The organism is Caballeronia sp. 11_S32 (assembly GCF_056930355.1).
The window spans coordinates 726,823-740,969 of sequence record NZ_JBXOWH010000005.1 but is presented as its reverse complement, the minus strand read 5'-3'; the positions used below and the strand labels follow the sequence as shown (position 1 = coordinate 740,969).

Genomic DNA, 14,147 nt, shown 5'->3' with positions numbered 1-14,147 from the left:
CTGACCGTTCACACGTGATGCAGCTTGCGTTTCGGCTCACTGGTGCGCTGCCGTGTTTCCCAGCCCTCCGCAAGCCCCACTTCCGCGTGCGAAGGGTCGAGCGTCCGGACGCCTTTGACCAGGTCGGCGGCGCGTTCCGCCAGCATGATCGTGGGCGCGTTCAGGTTGCCGTTCGGCTCGGTCGGGAAGACGGACGAGTCGATCACGCGCAGCCCTTCCATGCCGCGCACGCGCAGTTCGGAGTCCACCACCGCCATCGCGTCTTCGCCCATCCGGCACGAACCGCACGGGTGCATCGTGCTTTCCAGGTTTGCCCGGACGAAGGCGTCGATCTCATCGTCCGTCTGAACGTCCGGCCCCGGCGCAAGCTCGACATCGCGGAATGCGTCCATCGCCGGCTGCCCGATGATTTCCCGCGTGAGGCGCACGCAGCGCCGGAATCCCTCGCGGTCTTCCTCGCGTTCCAGATAGTTGAAGCGGATCTCGGGGTGCACGTAAGGGTCCGCGGCGTTCAGGCGCACGTAGCCCCGGCTCTTCGGCTTGTTGGGCCCGGTGAGCACCATGAAGCCATGCCCCTTGAGCGGCTTGTCGCCGTCATAACGCATCGCGGCAGGCAGGAAATGGAACTGGATGTCCGGCCACCGCAGGCCCGCTTCCGAGCGAATGAAGCCGCCCGCTTCGAAATGATTGCTGGCGCCGAGCCCGTCCTTGAACAGCAGCCAGCGCAGCCCGATCATGAACTTGCTGAACGGGTCCATCTTGCTGTTGAGCGAGACCGGCTGCTTGCACGCGTACTGGATGTAGATCTCGGCGTGATCCTGCAGGCTTTCTCCGACACCCGGCAGGTCGTGCAGTACTTCGACGCCCGCGCGGCGCAGCACTTCCGCTGGTCCGATGCCCGAGCGTTGCAGCAGATGAGGCGAGCCGATCGGCCCCGACGAGATCAGCACTTCGGCGCGGCAGCGCGCGGTATGGGTAACGCCGCCCTGATCGTAGACGACGCCGACCGCGCGCTTGCCTTCGATCAGCACCCGGCGTGTCATCGCATTGGTCACGACATGCAGGTTGGGCCGGGTCATCGCCGGTCGCAGATAGGCATTGGCGGTGGACCAGCGCACGCCGTCCTTGACGGTCATGTGCATCGCGCCGAAGCCTTCCTGCATGTGGCCGTTGCAATCGTCCGTCTTGATGTAGCCTGCCTGCGCGCCTGCTTCGACCCATGCGCCGTAAAGCGGATTGCGCATGTTGTTGCCGTTGTTCGTCGACAAGGGTCCGTTCCCGCCGCGGTACTCATCGCCGCCGAACTTGTAGTTCTCCGCGCGCCGGAAATACGGCAGGCAGTTCGCGTAGCCCCAGCCGCGCGCGCCGAGCGATTCCCATTCGTCGAAGTCGTATGCGTGGCCGCGAATATAGACAAGGCCGTTGATCGACGACGACCCGCCCAGCACCTTGCCGCGCGGACAATGCAGCTGGCGTCCGTCGAGATGAGGTTCCGGCGCGGTTTCGTACTTCCAGTTGTACTTCTTCGTGTTCATCGGCATCGAGAAGGCGCTCGGCATCTGAATGATGATGCTGCGATCGCTGCCGCCATACTCCAGCACCAGCACGCGCACTGAGGGGTCTTCGGTGAGCCGGTTGGCCAGCACGCATCCGGCCGAACCCGCGCCGACGATGATGTAATCGTATTGATCGGTGGACATATCGTTTCCTGATCTCTTGCTGTTTCGCATTCGTGGATGACGCGCCGGGTTAGAAGCGCTTGTCGCCTGTCGTGTACTGGGGCAGCGTCCTTTCGATGTGGTCGATCACCGCCTCTTCCTTTCGCATGTCGAGCGAGCGTGCGAGCACGAAGTACGCGATGCCCGAGACGAGCAGCCCGACCAGCCATGCGAGATCGACACTGCCGATTGCCCGTGCGAGCGGACCGACATAGACCGCGTCCTGACCATCGAAGATGCAGAAGAAGGGGATCATCGCCGCGAAGCCGATCGCATAGGAAATCAGGCCGCGCCCGCCCCACGCGCCGTACACGCTGTCGTGCGGCATGAAGAAGTGCGGGATCGCATAGCGGCCCTTGCGGACGAAGAAATAGTCGGTGAGGTTGACCGCCGTCCACGGCACGAGGAAGTACAGCATCACGACGAGATAGATGTTCAGCACCGACAAACCCTTGCCCGACGTGTAGATGCTCAACGCCACGCCGAGCTGCAGGCACACGACGAAGAGCACCGCGATGATGCGTGTCCTGGCCGTCGGACGGATCTTCCTGAACGAATCGACCCCGGTGATGGCCGTCAGCTTCGCGCTATAGATGTTCATCGCGATGACAGGCAGGAACGCGAGAATCGTGACGCCGACGACCACGCTGCCGAGTCCCGGCGCGAGATCGCTGCCGACCTGGTTGAGCGCGACGAGCACATCGCTCGCATGCAGGTGATCCGCGAGCCAGCCGCCGACGGCGATCATCCACGCGCCCGACAGCGACGCGCCCACGAACACCGCCGCGATCAGCTTGCTGCCCGAGGTGTTCTTCGGCAGATAGCGCGAGTAGTCGGACACATAGGGCGCGTAGGCGATGTTGTAGCTCGCGGCCGCCGCGAACTGGGCGATGAATCCCGTCCAGTTGAAGCCGAGCGGTGCCGGCGCGCTTGCACCCGCGGCCAGGGCCGGCGCCGGGACGTCATGAACCCAGTGCATCAGGACCGCGAGAGTCACGAGCCCGTACAGCGGCAGCGACAGATAAAGCGCCCACTTGAAGCTGCGGTGCATCCAGTCGTGGCCGAGCACGGCAAGAATCGACGCGGGCACGGTGACCGCGAGCGCGATCCTGAACGGATCCCAGCCGAACAGCGTCTTGAGGCCCTGCATCATCAACACGAGATTGACGATGTTGAAGCCCGCGAAGACGAACAACGTCGCGAACAGCACCAGAATCACGCCGCGATAGCCGAACTGCGCGCGCGACTGGATCATCTGCGGCAAGCCGAGATGCGGACCCTGCGAGCCGTGAAACGCCATGAACAGCGTCCCGAACATGATGCCGAGCGTGCCGGCGACCGTCGTCCACCACGACGTGAGACCGACGCTCGGTCCGACGAAGCCGATCGTCATCGTGAAGAAGGTGAAGTTGCCGAGGAACCAGAAAGGTCCCTGACGGGACAGCCGGTCCGTTCGCTCGTGCTCGGGAATGAAGTCGATCGAATGACCTTCTATCGCCCCGTGCTCGCTCGTCGCCGCCGAATTCGCGCTTGCGTGCGCGGCGCTTTCATATGATTTCATCGCGTACCTCGATCAGTAAGCTGATGCCGTAAGAGGGGAGGGGCGCTCAGTGCAGCGTGATCCAGACGGCTTTCGTCTCCGTCAGGTGGTCGAGCTGCTCCATCCCGAGGTCCTTGCCGAAGCCCGATTCCTTGAATCCGCCGAACGGCATCGCCGGGTCGATCGTGCTGTGCGCGTTCACGTAGACGCTGCCCGCGCGCAGTTGCGGCACGAGCGTGTGGATGCGATTCACATCGTTCGAGTAGATGGCCGCGGCGAGACCGTAGGGCGAGTCGTTCGCGAGCTGCACGGCTTCGTTGAGGTCGTCGAAGGGCGATGTCACGAGCACGGGTCCGAAGATCTCTTCGCGGACGATCTTCATCGAGTTGCGGCAATGCGCGAAGATCGCGGGCTCGACGAAGTAACCGGCTTCTTCGCGCCTGCGTCCGCCGTAGACGAGCTCCGCGCCTTCGCGCCGTCCCGTATCGATATACGCGCTCACGCGTTCCTTCTGCAGCGCCGATACCAGCGGGCCGATGAAGCAGTCGGGATCGAGGCCCGGCGCGATCTTCAGCGTGCGCGTGTAGTCGATGAGCGCGGCGAGAAAGCGGTCGTGGATCTTGCGCTGCGCATACACGCGCGTGCCGGCGTCGCACACCTGCCCGGAGTTGAAGAACATGCCGTTCGCGACGGCGCGCGCGGCGGCGTCGATGTCCGCATCGTCGAGCACGAGCACCGGCGATTTGCCGCCCAGCTCCAGCGTCACGCGGCGGATATCGTGCACGGCCGCCTGTCCCACGTTGCGGCCTACGTCGGTCGAGCCGGTGAAGGTGAGCTTGTCGATGCCGGGATGACGCGCGAGCGCCGCGCCGATCACGGCGCCGCGTCCCGTCACGACATTGACGACGCCTTCCGGAATGCCGGCCTCCTGCACGAGCTCGGCAAAGCGCAGCGTCGACAGCGACGTGAGTTCGGCCGGCTTGATGACCGCCGTGCAGCCCACGGCGAGCGCGGCCGCGAGCTTCCACGCCATCGTCTGCAGCGGAAAATTCCACGGCACGATGATGCCGACCACGCCGACCGGCTCCTTGCGCGTATAGGCGACATAGTCACCCGGAAGCGAAGGCTCGACGGTGCGCCCGTGCAGCTTCGAGGCCCAGCCGGCGAAGTAGCGGAACGTGTCGATGGTGCCCTGCACGTCGACATCGCGAGCCTGCGCGGCGGACTTGCCCATGTCGATCGATTCGATTTCCGCGAGCTCGGTCGCGTTGGCTTCGATCAGATCCGCGAGCCGATGCAGCATGCGCTCCCGTTCCAGCGGCTTGAGCTTGCGCCACGGGCCGCCGTCGAACTGCTTGCGCGCCGCGCGGACCGCACGGTCGAGATCGTCGGCGGTGGCGAGCGGAAGCTGCGTGATGACGCCGGTGGTCGACGGCTCGATCACATCGAGTGTCTCTCCCGCGCCGCCCGTCACCCACTCGCCGCCGATGAACATTTTCTGCGGCTTCTTCAAAAAGCGCGCGGTGGCCTCCTGAATGCCGAATCGCCCGAGGTAATCGCGAACAATGGTATCCAACGTCGTCTCCTGATTTATCCGGGGCTTCGTGATGTCGAGCCCCGTGAATGTCGATGTGAACCGTCCGGTTGCAGGCGCGCTTTTCAGCGCTTCGCCTTGCTGCGCTCGTGAAAGATGAAGCCGATGGAATTCATCAGCAGTTGAGCGGCGAGAATCGGCGTGACGCCGGCGGGGTCGTAGGCGGGCGCGACTTCGACGAGGTCCATTCCTACGATGTTTCCGCGGCTGCGCCGGGCGAGCGCCTGGATGATCTCGAGCACCTCGTAGTACTGGAAGCCGCCGTGGCTCGGCGTGCCCGTGCCGGGCGCGATGGAGGGGTCGAAACCGTCGATGTCGATGGTTATATAGTAGGCCGCGCCTTCGGGAATCCGCGCGAGAACGCCTTCCGTTCCGAGCCGGCGCACGTCGCGCACCGACAGGATCTCCGAGCCGGCACGGCGCGCCGCGTCATAGTCGTCACGGTTCGACGACGACACGTTGCGAATGCCGAGCTGCGTCATGCCGACGATATGCGCCATCTCGGATGCGCGCCGCAGCGGATTGCCGTGCCCGTAGCGCACGCCGTGACGCTCGTCCACGAAGTCCAGATGCGCGTCGAAGTGGATGATATGGATCGGTCCTTTTCCTTCGAACGCCTTGATTACCGGCGCGTGAATCGAATGGTCGCCGCCCAGCGTGATGGGCATCGCGCCGCACGCGAGAATCTTGCGCACGGCAAGCTCGATGTTCGCGTTGCTGCTCGCCATGTCGGTATGCACGATGTCGGCATCGCCCACGTCGACCATGCGCAACTGGTCGCGGCTCAGATACAGCACGTCGTCTTCGTGGTCGTAGGCGCCCGCATGGCCGAACGAAAACAGCGTCGACGCCTCGCGAATGCTGCGCGGCCCGAAGCGCGCGCCGGAGCGCCATTGCGTGCCCATGTCGTTCGGCGCGCCGAGGATCGCCACATCGGCGTCGATCCGGTTCCAGTCGAGGCACACCGGCGACTTCGCGAACGTGCAATGGCCGACGAACGGCAGGTTGAGTCGCCCGGATTCATAGCTGTTGCCCTGCATCTGCATCTCCTGTTCTGTCTGGGTGGACCGCAGGTTGAGCCTGCGCGTTGTTTTGAGAGACTATGGACAGGAGCGGCGGGCATGAAAATCACGAGTATCGGATGTTCATATCGGAATTTCCGAAGCAACGGCGCATGGAGGCGCGAACGATGACCCAGTTGCAGGACGTGGACCTCAAGCTGTTGCGGGTTTTCATGGCCGTGGTGCGATGCGGCGGCTTTTCCGCTGCGCAGGCGAGCCTGAACGTCAGCCAGTCGACGATCAGCGAGCAGATGACCACGCTCGAAACCCGGCTCGGGCTCAAGCTGTGCGAACGCGGGCGCAGCGGCTTCCGGCTGACCGAGCATGGCATCGCGACCTACGAAGCGGCGCAGCGGCTGCAGATCGCCGTGGAGGCGTTCTGCATGGATACCGACGCGCTCAAGAAGCACATTTCGGGAAAGCTCTACCTCGGGACCATCGACAACACGGTTTCCGACAAGACATCGCCGCTGCCGAATGCGCTGCAGAAGTTCGTGTCGCGGGGACACGATGTGCATGTGGACGTCTATGTGGGCTCGCCCGCCGAGCTGGAAGAGCGCGTGCTGGACGGCCGGCTCCATGTGGCGATCGGCCATTTTCCGATTCACGTGCCGGGCCTGAGCTACGACGAGCTTTATGTCGAACCGGACGGCCTCTATTGCGGCAAGGGCAATCCGCTCTATGGGCGCGCGTTCGATGCCGACGTGTCCTCGGAGATGATCGCCGAGAGCCGGATCGTCGCGCGGGGCTATTTCCAGCAGCACGATCTGCGCATGTTGAGCGCGAGCAAGGCGGCGGCCACCGTCGACAATGTCGAGGCGCAGGCGATCCTCATCCTGTCGGGCACGTATGTGGGATTTCTGCCCAATCACTACGCGCTGCGCTGGGTCGAGAGCGGCGACATGCGCCGGATCTGCGCGGAGCGCTATGGCGGCATCTGGCCGTTCTGCGCGATCACGCGGCGGGGCGCGGCCATGCCATCGATCCTGAAGGTATTCATGGCCGATCTGCAGGCGTGCCACGAGGCGTTGCGGCCGGCCTCGGCCGGGTCCTGACGCGCGGACTTCTCGCAAATAGCACTTGCGCGCGTTAATTCGTAACGTTATTGTGCGGATGTTCTCAAATGCAGCGCGGGAGAGACTGTCATCAGACGATGACGGCGCCGACGGAGCAACCGCCCCGGAAACTCTCAGGCCCAAGGACCGCGCCGCAGGAACGATCTGGAGAGAGGCGCGCTGCGCCCACCGAAGGGGATTTCCGGTCAGGGCGCCACACAAGGGCGGCCAGGCAGGATCGAAACTCTCAGGTACATGGACAGATGGGGCAGGAGCCGGACATGACGCATATCGCGTCGAGCCGGCACATGCTCAACACAATCTGGACCATGTCATGTCAAGAATCGCCATCATCGGCGCCGGGATCACCGGCGTCACGACCGCTTACGCCCTCGCTCGCCGCGGCTTCGACGTCACCGTTTTCGAACGTCATCGCTATGCGGCGATGGAAACGTCCTTTGCCAACGGCGGCCAGCTATCCGTCAGCAACGCGGAAGTCTGGAATCACACGGCCACCGTCGTGAAGGGACTGCGCTGGATGCTCACGCGCGATGCGCCCTTGCTCCTGAATCCGTCGCCTTCCTGGCACAAGTATTCATGGATGGGCGAGTTCCTCCGACAGATCGGGAACTACCGCGCAAACACCATCGAGACCGTGCGCCTGGCACTTGCGGCGCGCAACCATCTGTACGCGATCGCCGAGCGCGAGCATATCGACTTCGATCTGGAGCGCCGCGGCATTCTGCATGTCTATCGAAGCCAAAAGGACTACGATTCGGCCGCGAAGGTCAACGAGCTCCTGCGAGAAGGCGGACTCGACCGGCATGCGGTCGAAGCGGGCGAAATCAGCCGGATCGAGCCGGCATTGCGCGGCGAGTTTTACGGCGGCTTCTTCACGCCTTCGGATGCGACCGGCGACATCCACAAGTTCACGCGCGGGCTTGCGCAAGCGTGCGTGAAGCACGGGGTCGAGTTCAGCTACGACACGGAGATCGCATCGATCGACCAGACGCGCGATGGACGCTTCCATATCCGGACGCATGACGGCGACGGTGCGCCCGAAAGCGCGTTCGATCGCATCGTCGTGTGCGCCGGCGTGAGAAGCCGCGAGTTCGCGCGGATGCTCGGCGACCATGTGAACGTATATCCGGTGAAGGGCTATTCGATCACGGTATGCCTGGATGACGAGAAGAGCCGGCAGGCGGCCCCGTGGGTGAGCCTGCTCGACGACAAGGCGAAGATCGTGACGAGCCGCCTCGGGGCAGACCGGTTTCGCGTGGCCGGGACAGCGGAGATCAACGGGTTCAATCGCGATATCAGGGCCGATCGCATCGCGCCGCTCGTCGCGTGGACGCGTGAACTGTTCCCGGAGATGTCGACGGCGCGCGTGATTCCGTGGGCCGGCCTGCGTCCGATGTTGCCGAGCATGCTGCCGCGCGTCGGGCAGGGCAAGCGGGCCGGCGTCTACTACAACACGGGACACGGGCATCTCGGGTGGACGTTGTCGGCAGCGACGGCGGAGTCGATCGCGGATGCCATTTTGTTGGACTCGTCACAGTGCGCTGCGGGGTTGGCTCGCGCCGCATGAGGTGAAGCACGCGCGGTCTCGTGCAAGCGGGCCGCGCGTAATCGCCGCAGCGGCGGCAATGGCGGTGCTGGAAATTCAGCCTTCGATTCGAGCGACGGTTACTAAGAAGCCAAGTCGATGAGCGAATCGATCAATTCCTCGCCGCCCTCGATGTCTTCATTACCAACGAAACGACACACTTCCATATGACCGTCGTCGAATACATCGATTTCGATGCGCTGACCAACAACCGTCACTGAGACGAGGATGCTTTCCGGTCTATGGCGGCTGAGCGCATAGGCGACCCTCGCAGAATCGAGTTTTTGCAACAAGGTGAACAAGGGATGAGACATTGTCCGTTTCCTATTTTTTGAAGCGGTTATCGTTCAGGAGCTTGAGCGCCTTTCGTGCATCCTTGACGCCGTCGCGTGCGTCGGTCTGAATATCGTTATATGTCGAATCGAGATATTGACTCGGAAATTCGCGTAGCACAGAGCCTTTACATTCTATTGAAATGATGTCGCAAGCATACATGTCGCCGCGATGGGTTCCAGCGACATCGAACGCTTCGCTGTCGATACTGTCCGACTGATACTCGAACGGCTGCGCGTCGCCAGGCAACGAACCGCCGTCGCTACCGTCGGTATTACCGAATTTTCTGAGCGTGGCATCGCCTCCGCTGTCGTCGTCCGAACCCGCGCCGCCGAGCGCGGTTCCGGCGACCGCTTCCGTAGCGCCGAACCAATCGAAACCGCCAGTAATCGCCCCGCTGCTGCTGCCACCAAATATGCTGTTACCGTTGGCGAGCCTGTTATTTAGCACCATCTCCGCCGCATACCGAGAGGCAGCAAACGGACCTGTGAATCGGCCCGCTGGCGCACTCGCTCCGCCGGTACTCGCGGCGAAGGAAACGCCGCCACTATAGCGCGGCCAGTGCTGCGGTGCGTAGTGTTTGAAAACCCGCTGTCCACCGAGCCATGCGCGATCAATCGCGGGGACGATACGGCCATCACGCACGGCACGGCGCAGCAAGTGCGTGATGTCGTCGCCATCGAGCGGCATGTTCCAGCTCGACGCCCGCAGGGTATCGCGTATGAAGTCTGCGTAATACCTGAAGTCGGAGGACGCAGCGGTTCCGCGTCGGTCGATGTCAACGCTGAACAAGCGCTGAAAATCCTCCCTGTCCTGCTCGATTTGCTTCTGCCGGCCTTTCCTTTTCTCTTCTCGCTCTTCGAAAGACCGCGACGACCAGAAGCTGCCTTCCGTTTTCACTTCGCCGGCAGGCATCAAAGCGCATTGCCAGTCCCATCGCGACAGCGGCACGTATAGCGCGTTGTATGAATGCCCCCATTCGGGAAACGACATGTCACCTCCAGAATCTGAACAGAATTGCTCATCCTAATAGAGGGCAGTCGTTCGCTGATTGACGTGTCTCAAAACTGGACGCGATGCATATTCAACCGTCGAGAGCATGCACGGCTCACGCTTCCGTCAACGGACGGCGTTGCTCGAGCCGGTCTGTGCGGTGATGCCCCGCTTCGACCTCGTTTCGCCACCGTATCCGCAAGCGCTCGCCCTTCAAGGTCGCGGGCATAACCCATCACCGCCGCTCCCCCGCTCCCCCATTCAGGGGATAGTCCGCGCGCGCGTTCGCCCCGAAGATTCGCATACCGGGAGGACGCCACACGAACAAAAAAATTGATCCACGTCCCTCCCGCGGTTCATATCAGGATTAAAGGAGATTCCCATGCGGGACGACGTGAAGGCCGCCGAGCCTTCGGCCTACGCCTATCCATTGCTCATCAAGCAACTGCTGCACACGCCATTTACCCAGGCGCTCGATCAGGAGATCGTGTACCGCGGAACGATGCGGATGACTTACGCCACGCTGCGCGAGCGCATCGCGCGGCTCGCCAATGGCCTCGCAGGGCTCGGCGCGCAGCACGGCAGCACCGTCGCGGTGATGGACTGGGACAGTCACCGCTACCTCGAATGCTATTTCGCGGTTCCGATGATGGGCGCCATCCTGCAGACGGTCAACGTGCGTCTTTCGCACGACGAGATCGCTTACACGATCAATCACGCCGGCGCGGAGATACTGTTCGTCCACACCGATTTTCTGCCGGTCATCGAGGCCATTCGAGACCAGCTCGAAACGGTGCGAACCTTCGTCTGGATCGACGAAGCCGGCAGCGAAGTCTGCGCGCATTCGATTCCGTTCGCCACCGAATACGAAGCAATGCTCGCCGCGAGTCCGGACCATTGCGATTTTCCGGACTTCGACGAAAACACCCGCGCGACCACGTTCTACACCACGGGCACGACGGGACTGCCCAAGGGTGTCTATTTCTCGCATCGCCAGCTCGTTCTGCACACGATCACGCTGATGGCGGCCCTGTCGAGCCCCGAGTCCGGGCAGCGCTTCCATCGCGGCGATGTCTATATGCCGCTCACGCCGATGTTCCATGTGCACGCATGGGGCATGCCCTACATCGCCACGGCAATGGGCGTGAAGCAGGTCTATCCGGGCCGTTACGCGCCCGATCGTCTCGTCCGGCTCCTGCGCGACGAACGCGTGACGTTCTCACATTGCGTCGGCACGATCCTGCACATGCTGCTGAGCTGCGCGGAATCGAAGAGCGTCGACTTCAGCAAATGGAAGGTCGTCATCGGAGGCGGGGCGCTGACGCACGGCCTCGCGCGCGCCGCGCTCGATCGCGGCATCGATGTCTTCACCGGCTACGGCATGTCGGAAACCTGTCCGGTGCTGAGCCTCGCGCAACTGAAGCCCGGCTCCGAAGCGCTCGACACGGATGAGCAGGTGCGCCTGCGCTGCAAGACCGGCTTGCCGATTCCGCTCGTCGACCTGCGCATCGTCGACGGGGAGATGAAGGACGTCGCCCACGACGGCAAGGCATACGGCGAAGTCGTCGCGCGCGCGCCCTGGCTCACGCAGGGCTACTGGAACAATCCTGAAGCCTCCGCCGACCTGTGGAGCGGCGGCTATCTGCACACCCAGGACATCGCCAATATCGACTCGACGGGCAATCTCCAGATCACCGACCGCATCAAGGACGTGATCAAGTCCGGCGGCGAATGGGTCTCGTCGCTCGAAATCGAAAGCCTCATTTCGATGCATCCGGGCGTGGCCGAAGTCGCCGTCATCGGCATCAGCGACGAGAAGTGGGGCGAGCGGCCGGTCGCGCTGGTGGTGCTCAAGGCCGACGCCGGCATCGGCGAGGACGACATCAAACGCCACGTGCTCACATTCAGCGAGTCCGGGCGCATCTCGAAGTACGCCGTGCCGCAAATCGTCAAGTTCGTCGATGCGCTCGAAAAAACGAGCGTCGGCAAGATGAACAAGAAGTGGCTGCGCGCGCAGTTCGCCTGACCGCTCACGAGGAGACAACACGATGAGCATCAAGGAATACAGCATCGCGACGATCGAAACCTTCGTCGGCTGCGAACTGGGGGTGTCGGACTGGGTCGTCGTCGACCAGGCGCGCATCGACGCGTTCGCGCAATGCACGGGCGATACGCAATGGATCCACGTCGACGTCGAGCGTGCGACGCGCGAAAGCCCCTTCGGCGGAACCATCGCGCATGGCTATCTGACGCTTTCGCTGCTCGCCGCGCTCGCGATCGAGATCGGTGTCATCCCGGGCGATGCATCCGCCGGGCTCAACTACGGGCTCGACAAGGTGCGCTTCATGACGCCCGTGAAAGCCGGCGCGCGCGTGCGCAACCGCGTGACGCTGCTGACGGCGGAGAGAAAGGGCGGCGGCCGGGTCATCGTCAAGACGATGAACGAGTTGCAGATCGAGGGCGAGGACAAGCCGGCGCTGATCGCCGAGACGCTCGCCATGCTGGTCGCATGAACGGATGTGAGGAACGGGAAAATGGCGGTAAGCACTGAAAACCTGTCGCGAGGCGAACAGCCCGACGACGTCGCGGCCTCCGCCGCGGAAGGCATGTTGGGCCCGAACCCATTCGTGGGACTGCGTCCTTGCGACGTGTTCGCGACGGCGCAGCAGATCGGCGCGCAGGCATTGCGGCAACCGGCGCTCGTCGTGGAGCAGGAAGCGAAGCTGGTCCGGAATCTGATCGCCGCGCTGGGCGGAAGCGCGGAAAGTAATCCGCCGCAGGGCGACAAGCGGTTCGGCGATGCCGCGTGGCGCGAGAATTCCCTCTATCGCGTGACGCTGCAAGGCTATCTCGCATGGCGCGACGCGCTTTCCGGGTTCGTCGACCGCTGTGCGCTGGATGCGAAAAACAAGGAGCGCGCCCAGTTCGTGATGTCGCTTTTCACGGACGCGCTTTCGCCGACCAACACGCTGCTCGGCAATCCGGCGGCGCTCAAGAAGATCGTCGATTCGGGCGGCGCGAGTTTGATCGGCGGCATGAAGAACATCATGACCGACATGCTGACGAATCAGGGCATGCCGGCTCAGGTCGACAAGACCGCGTTCGAGGTGGGAAAGAATCTCGGCACGTCGCGGGGCGCCGTGGTGTTTCGCAACGAAGTGCTCGAGCTGATCCAGTACACGCCGACGACCGGGCACGTCTATAGCCGTCCGCAACTGATCGTGCCGCCTCAGATCAACAAGTTCTATGTGTTCGATCTGTCGGAAGGCAAGAGCATCGTCGATTATCTGCTGAAGAGCGAGTTTCAGGTGTTCGTGGTGAGCTGGCGCAATCCCACCGTCGCGCAATCTCACTGGGATCTCGATACCTACGTCGGCGCATTGCTCGAAGCGATCGAGGCGGTGCGCGCCATCACGGGCAGCGACGATATCAATCTGCACGGCGCATGCTCCGGCGCGATGACCATTTCAGCCTTGCTCGGGCATCTTGCAAGCCGGGGCATCAAGTCGGTCAACGCGGCCACGCTGATGGTCGCCGTGCTGGACAGCACGGCGGATTCGCAACTCGGCCTTTTCGCGACGCCCGAAGCGGTTGCGGCGGCCAAGCAGGGCAGCATGGTCCGGGGCGTACTGGCGGGCGAGGAAATGGGCCGTGTGTTCGCATGGATGCGGCCCAACGATCTGGTCTGGAACTACTGGGTCAACAACTACCTGCTGGGCAAGACGCCGCCCGCGTTCGACATCCTGTACTGGAACAACGACACGACGCGCCTGCCCGCGAAGCTGCATGGCCAGCTTCTCGACATCTTCACGGATAACCTGTTTTCGAAGCCGGGCGCGTTGAGCGTGCTGGGCACGCCTGTCGACCTGACGGACGTGACCTGCGACAAGTATGTCGTGGCCGGCATCACCGATCACATCACGCCGTGGAAGGGCGTCTACGATTCGGCGCGGCTCTTCGGCGGCGACACGCGCTTCGTCTTGAGTTCGAGCGGCCACATTCAGAGCCTCATCAATCCGCCGGGCAATCCAAAGGCGAAGTTCTATCTCAACCGCGAGCTACCCGCGAACGCCGACGCCTGGCTCGCCGGCGCGCAAGCCGAGAACGACTCGTGGTGGAACAACTGGCGCGACTGGCTGGCTGCGCGTTCGGGCGAACGGCGTGCCGCGCCGTCGAAGCCCGGCAACCGGCGGTATGCGCCGCTGGCGGCAGCGCCCGGAACCTACGTGCTGGAAGCCTGATGCACG

General features: G+C 63.3%; 11 protein-coding genes and 2 riboswitches. Of the genes, 5 read left to right on the top strand and 6 right to left on the bottom strand.

Features of this window, described 5'->3' with window-relative positions:
* Positions 1-8 precede the first annotated feature (8 nt).
* The 4 genes from betA to speB all read right to left on the bottom strand — a co-directional run bounded on the left by betA (position 9) and on the right by speB (position 5,892).
* The gene (gene betA / locus AC1Z32_RS37915) at positions 9-1,700 is read right to left on the bottom strand and encodes a choline dehydrogenase (protein ID WP_483483985.1); all 1,692 of its coding nucleotides are present in this window, start codon (positions 1,698-1,700) and stop codon (positions 9-11) included.
* Positions 1,701-1,749: 49 nt separating this feature from the next.
* Positions 1,750-3,279: a purine-cytosine permease family protein gene (locus AC1Z32_RS37910; RefSeq protein ID WP_483483984.1), complete on the bottom strand. Its 1,530-nt coding sequence runs from the start codon at positions 3,277-3,279 to the stop codon at positions 1,750-1,752.
* A gap of 46 nt (positions 3,280-3,325) precedes the next feature.
* A complete protein-coding gene (locus tag AC1Z32_RS37905) occupies positions 3,326-4,834 on the bottom strand; it encodes an aldehyde dehydrogenase family protein (protein ID WP_483483983.1) in 1,509 nt (502 codons plus the stop codon).
* A gap of 83 nt (positions 4,835-4,917) precedes the next feature.
* On the bottom strand, positions 4,918-5,892 hold the full coding sequence (gene speB / locus AC1Z32_RS37900) for an agmatinase (protein ID WP_483483982.1): 975 nt from the start codon (positions 5,890-5,892) through the stop codon (positions 4,918-4,920).
* Between the two features lie 101 nt (positions 5,893-5,993).
* Here speB and AC1Z32_RS37895 point away from each other — a divergent pair, with 101 nt between their 5' ends.
* Entirely contained in the window at positions 5,994-6,968 is a 975-nt protein-coding gene (locus AC1Z32_RS37895) for a LysR family transcriptional regulator (RefSeq protein WP_483483981.1), read from the top strand.
* Positions 6,969-7,034: 66 nt separating this feature from the next.
* A riboswitch (glycine riboswitch) is annotated at positions 7,035-7,128 on the top strand.
* A gap of 3 nt (positions 7,129-7,131) precedes the next feature.
* Positions 7,132-7,233: riboswitch (glycine riboswitch) on the top strand.
* 69 nt (positions 7,234-7,302) lie between these two features.
* Positions 7,303-8,556 carry a D-amino acid dehydrogenase gene (locus tag AC1Z32_RS37890; protein ID WP_483483980.1) on the top strand — a complete coding sequence of 418 codons (1,254 nt, stop codon included), beginning with the start codon at positions 7,303-7,305 and terminating at the stop codon, positions 8,554-8,556.
* Between the two features lie 101 nt (positions 8,557-8,657).
* Here AC1Z32_RS37890 and AC1Z32_RS37885 read toward each other — a convergent pair whose 3' ends face one another.
* Both AC1Z32_RS37885 and AC1Z32_RS37880 read right to left on the bottom strand, forming a co-directional pair.
* Positions 8,658-8,888, bottom strand: a complete 231-nt coding sequence (locus AC1Z32_RS37885; protein WP_483483979.1) for a hypothetical protein — start codon at positions 8,886-8,888, stop codon at positions 8,658-8,660.
* 10 nt (positions 8,889-8,898) lie between these two features.
* A complete protein-coding gene (locus AC1Z32_RS37880) occupies positions 8,899-9,900 on the bottom strand; it encodes a hypothetical protein (RefSeq protein ID WP_483483978.1) in 1,002 nt (333 codons plus the stop codon).
* Between the two features lie 382 nt (positions 9,901-10,282).
* Between AC1Z32_RS37880 and AC1Z32_RS37875 the strand changes: the two genes are divergently transcribed.
* From AC1Z32_RS37875 to AC1Z32_RS37865, 3 genes are read left to right on the top strand one after another with little or no spacing between them, the layout of a single operon-like run.
* Positions 10,283-11,926 carry a fatty acid--CoA ligase gene (locus tag AC1Z32_RS37875; RefSeq protein WP_483483977.1) on the top strand — a complete coding sequence of 548 codons (1,644 nt, stop codon included), beginning with the start codon at positions 10,283-10,285 and terminating at the stop codon, positions 11,924-11,926.
* Positions 11,927-11,948: 22 nt separating this feature from the next.
* Positions 11,949-12,413 carry a MaoC family dehydratase gene (locus AC1Z32_RS37870; protein WP_483483976.1) on the top strand — a complete coding sequence of 155 codons (465 nt, stop codon included), beginning with the start codon at positions 11,949-11,951 and terminating at the stop codon, positions 12,411-12,413.
* Between the two features lie 21 nt (positions 12,414-12,434).
* Positions 12,435-14,141, top strand: coding sequence for an alpha/beta fold hydrolase (locus tag AC1Z32_RS37865; RefSeq protein WP_483483975.1), 1,707 nt, complete (start codon positions 12,435-12,437; stop codon positions 14,139-14,141).
* The last annotated feature ends 6 nt before the right edge of the window (positions 14,142-14,147 follow it).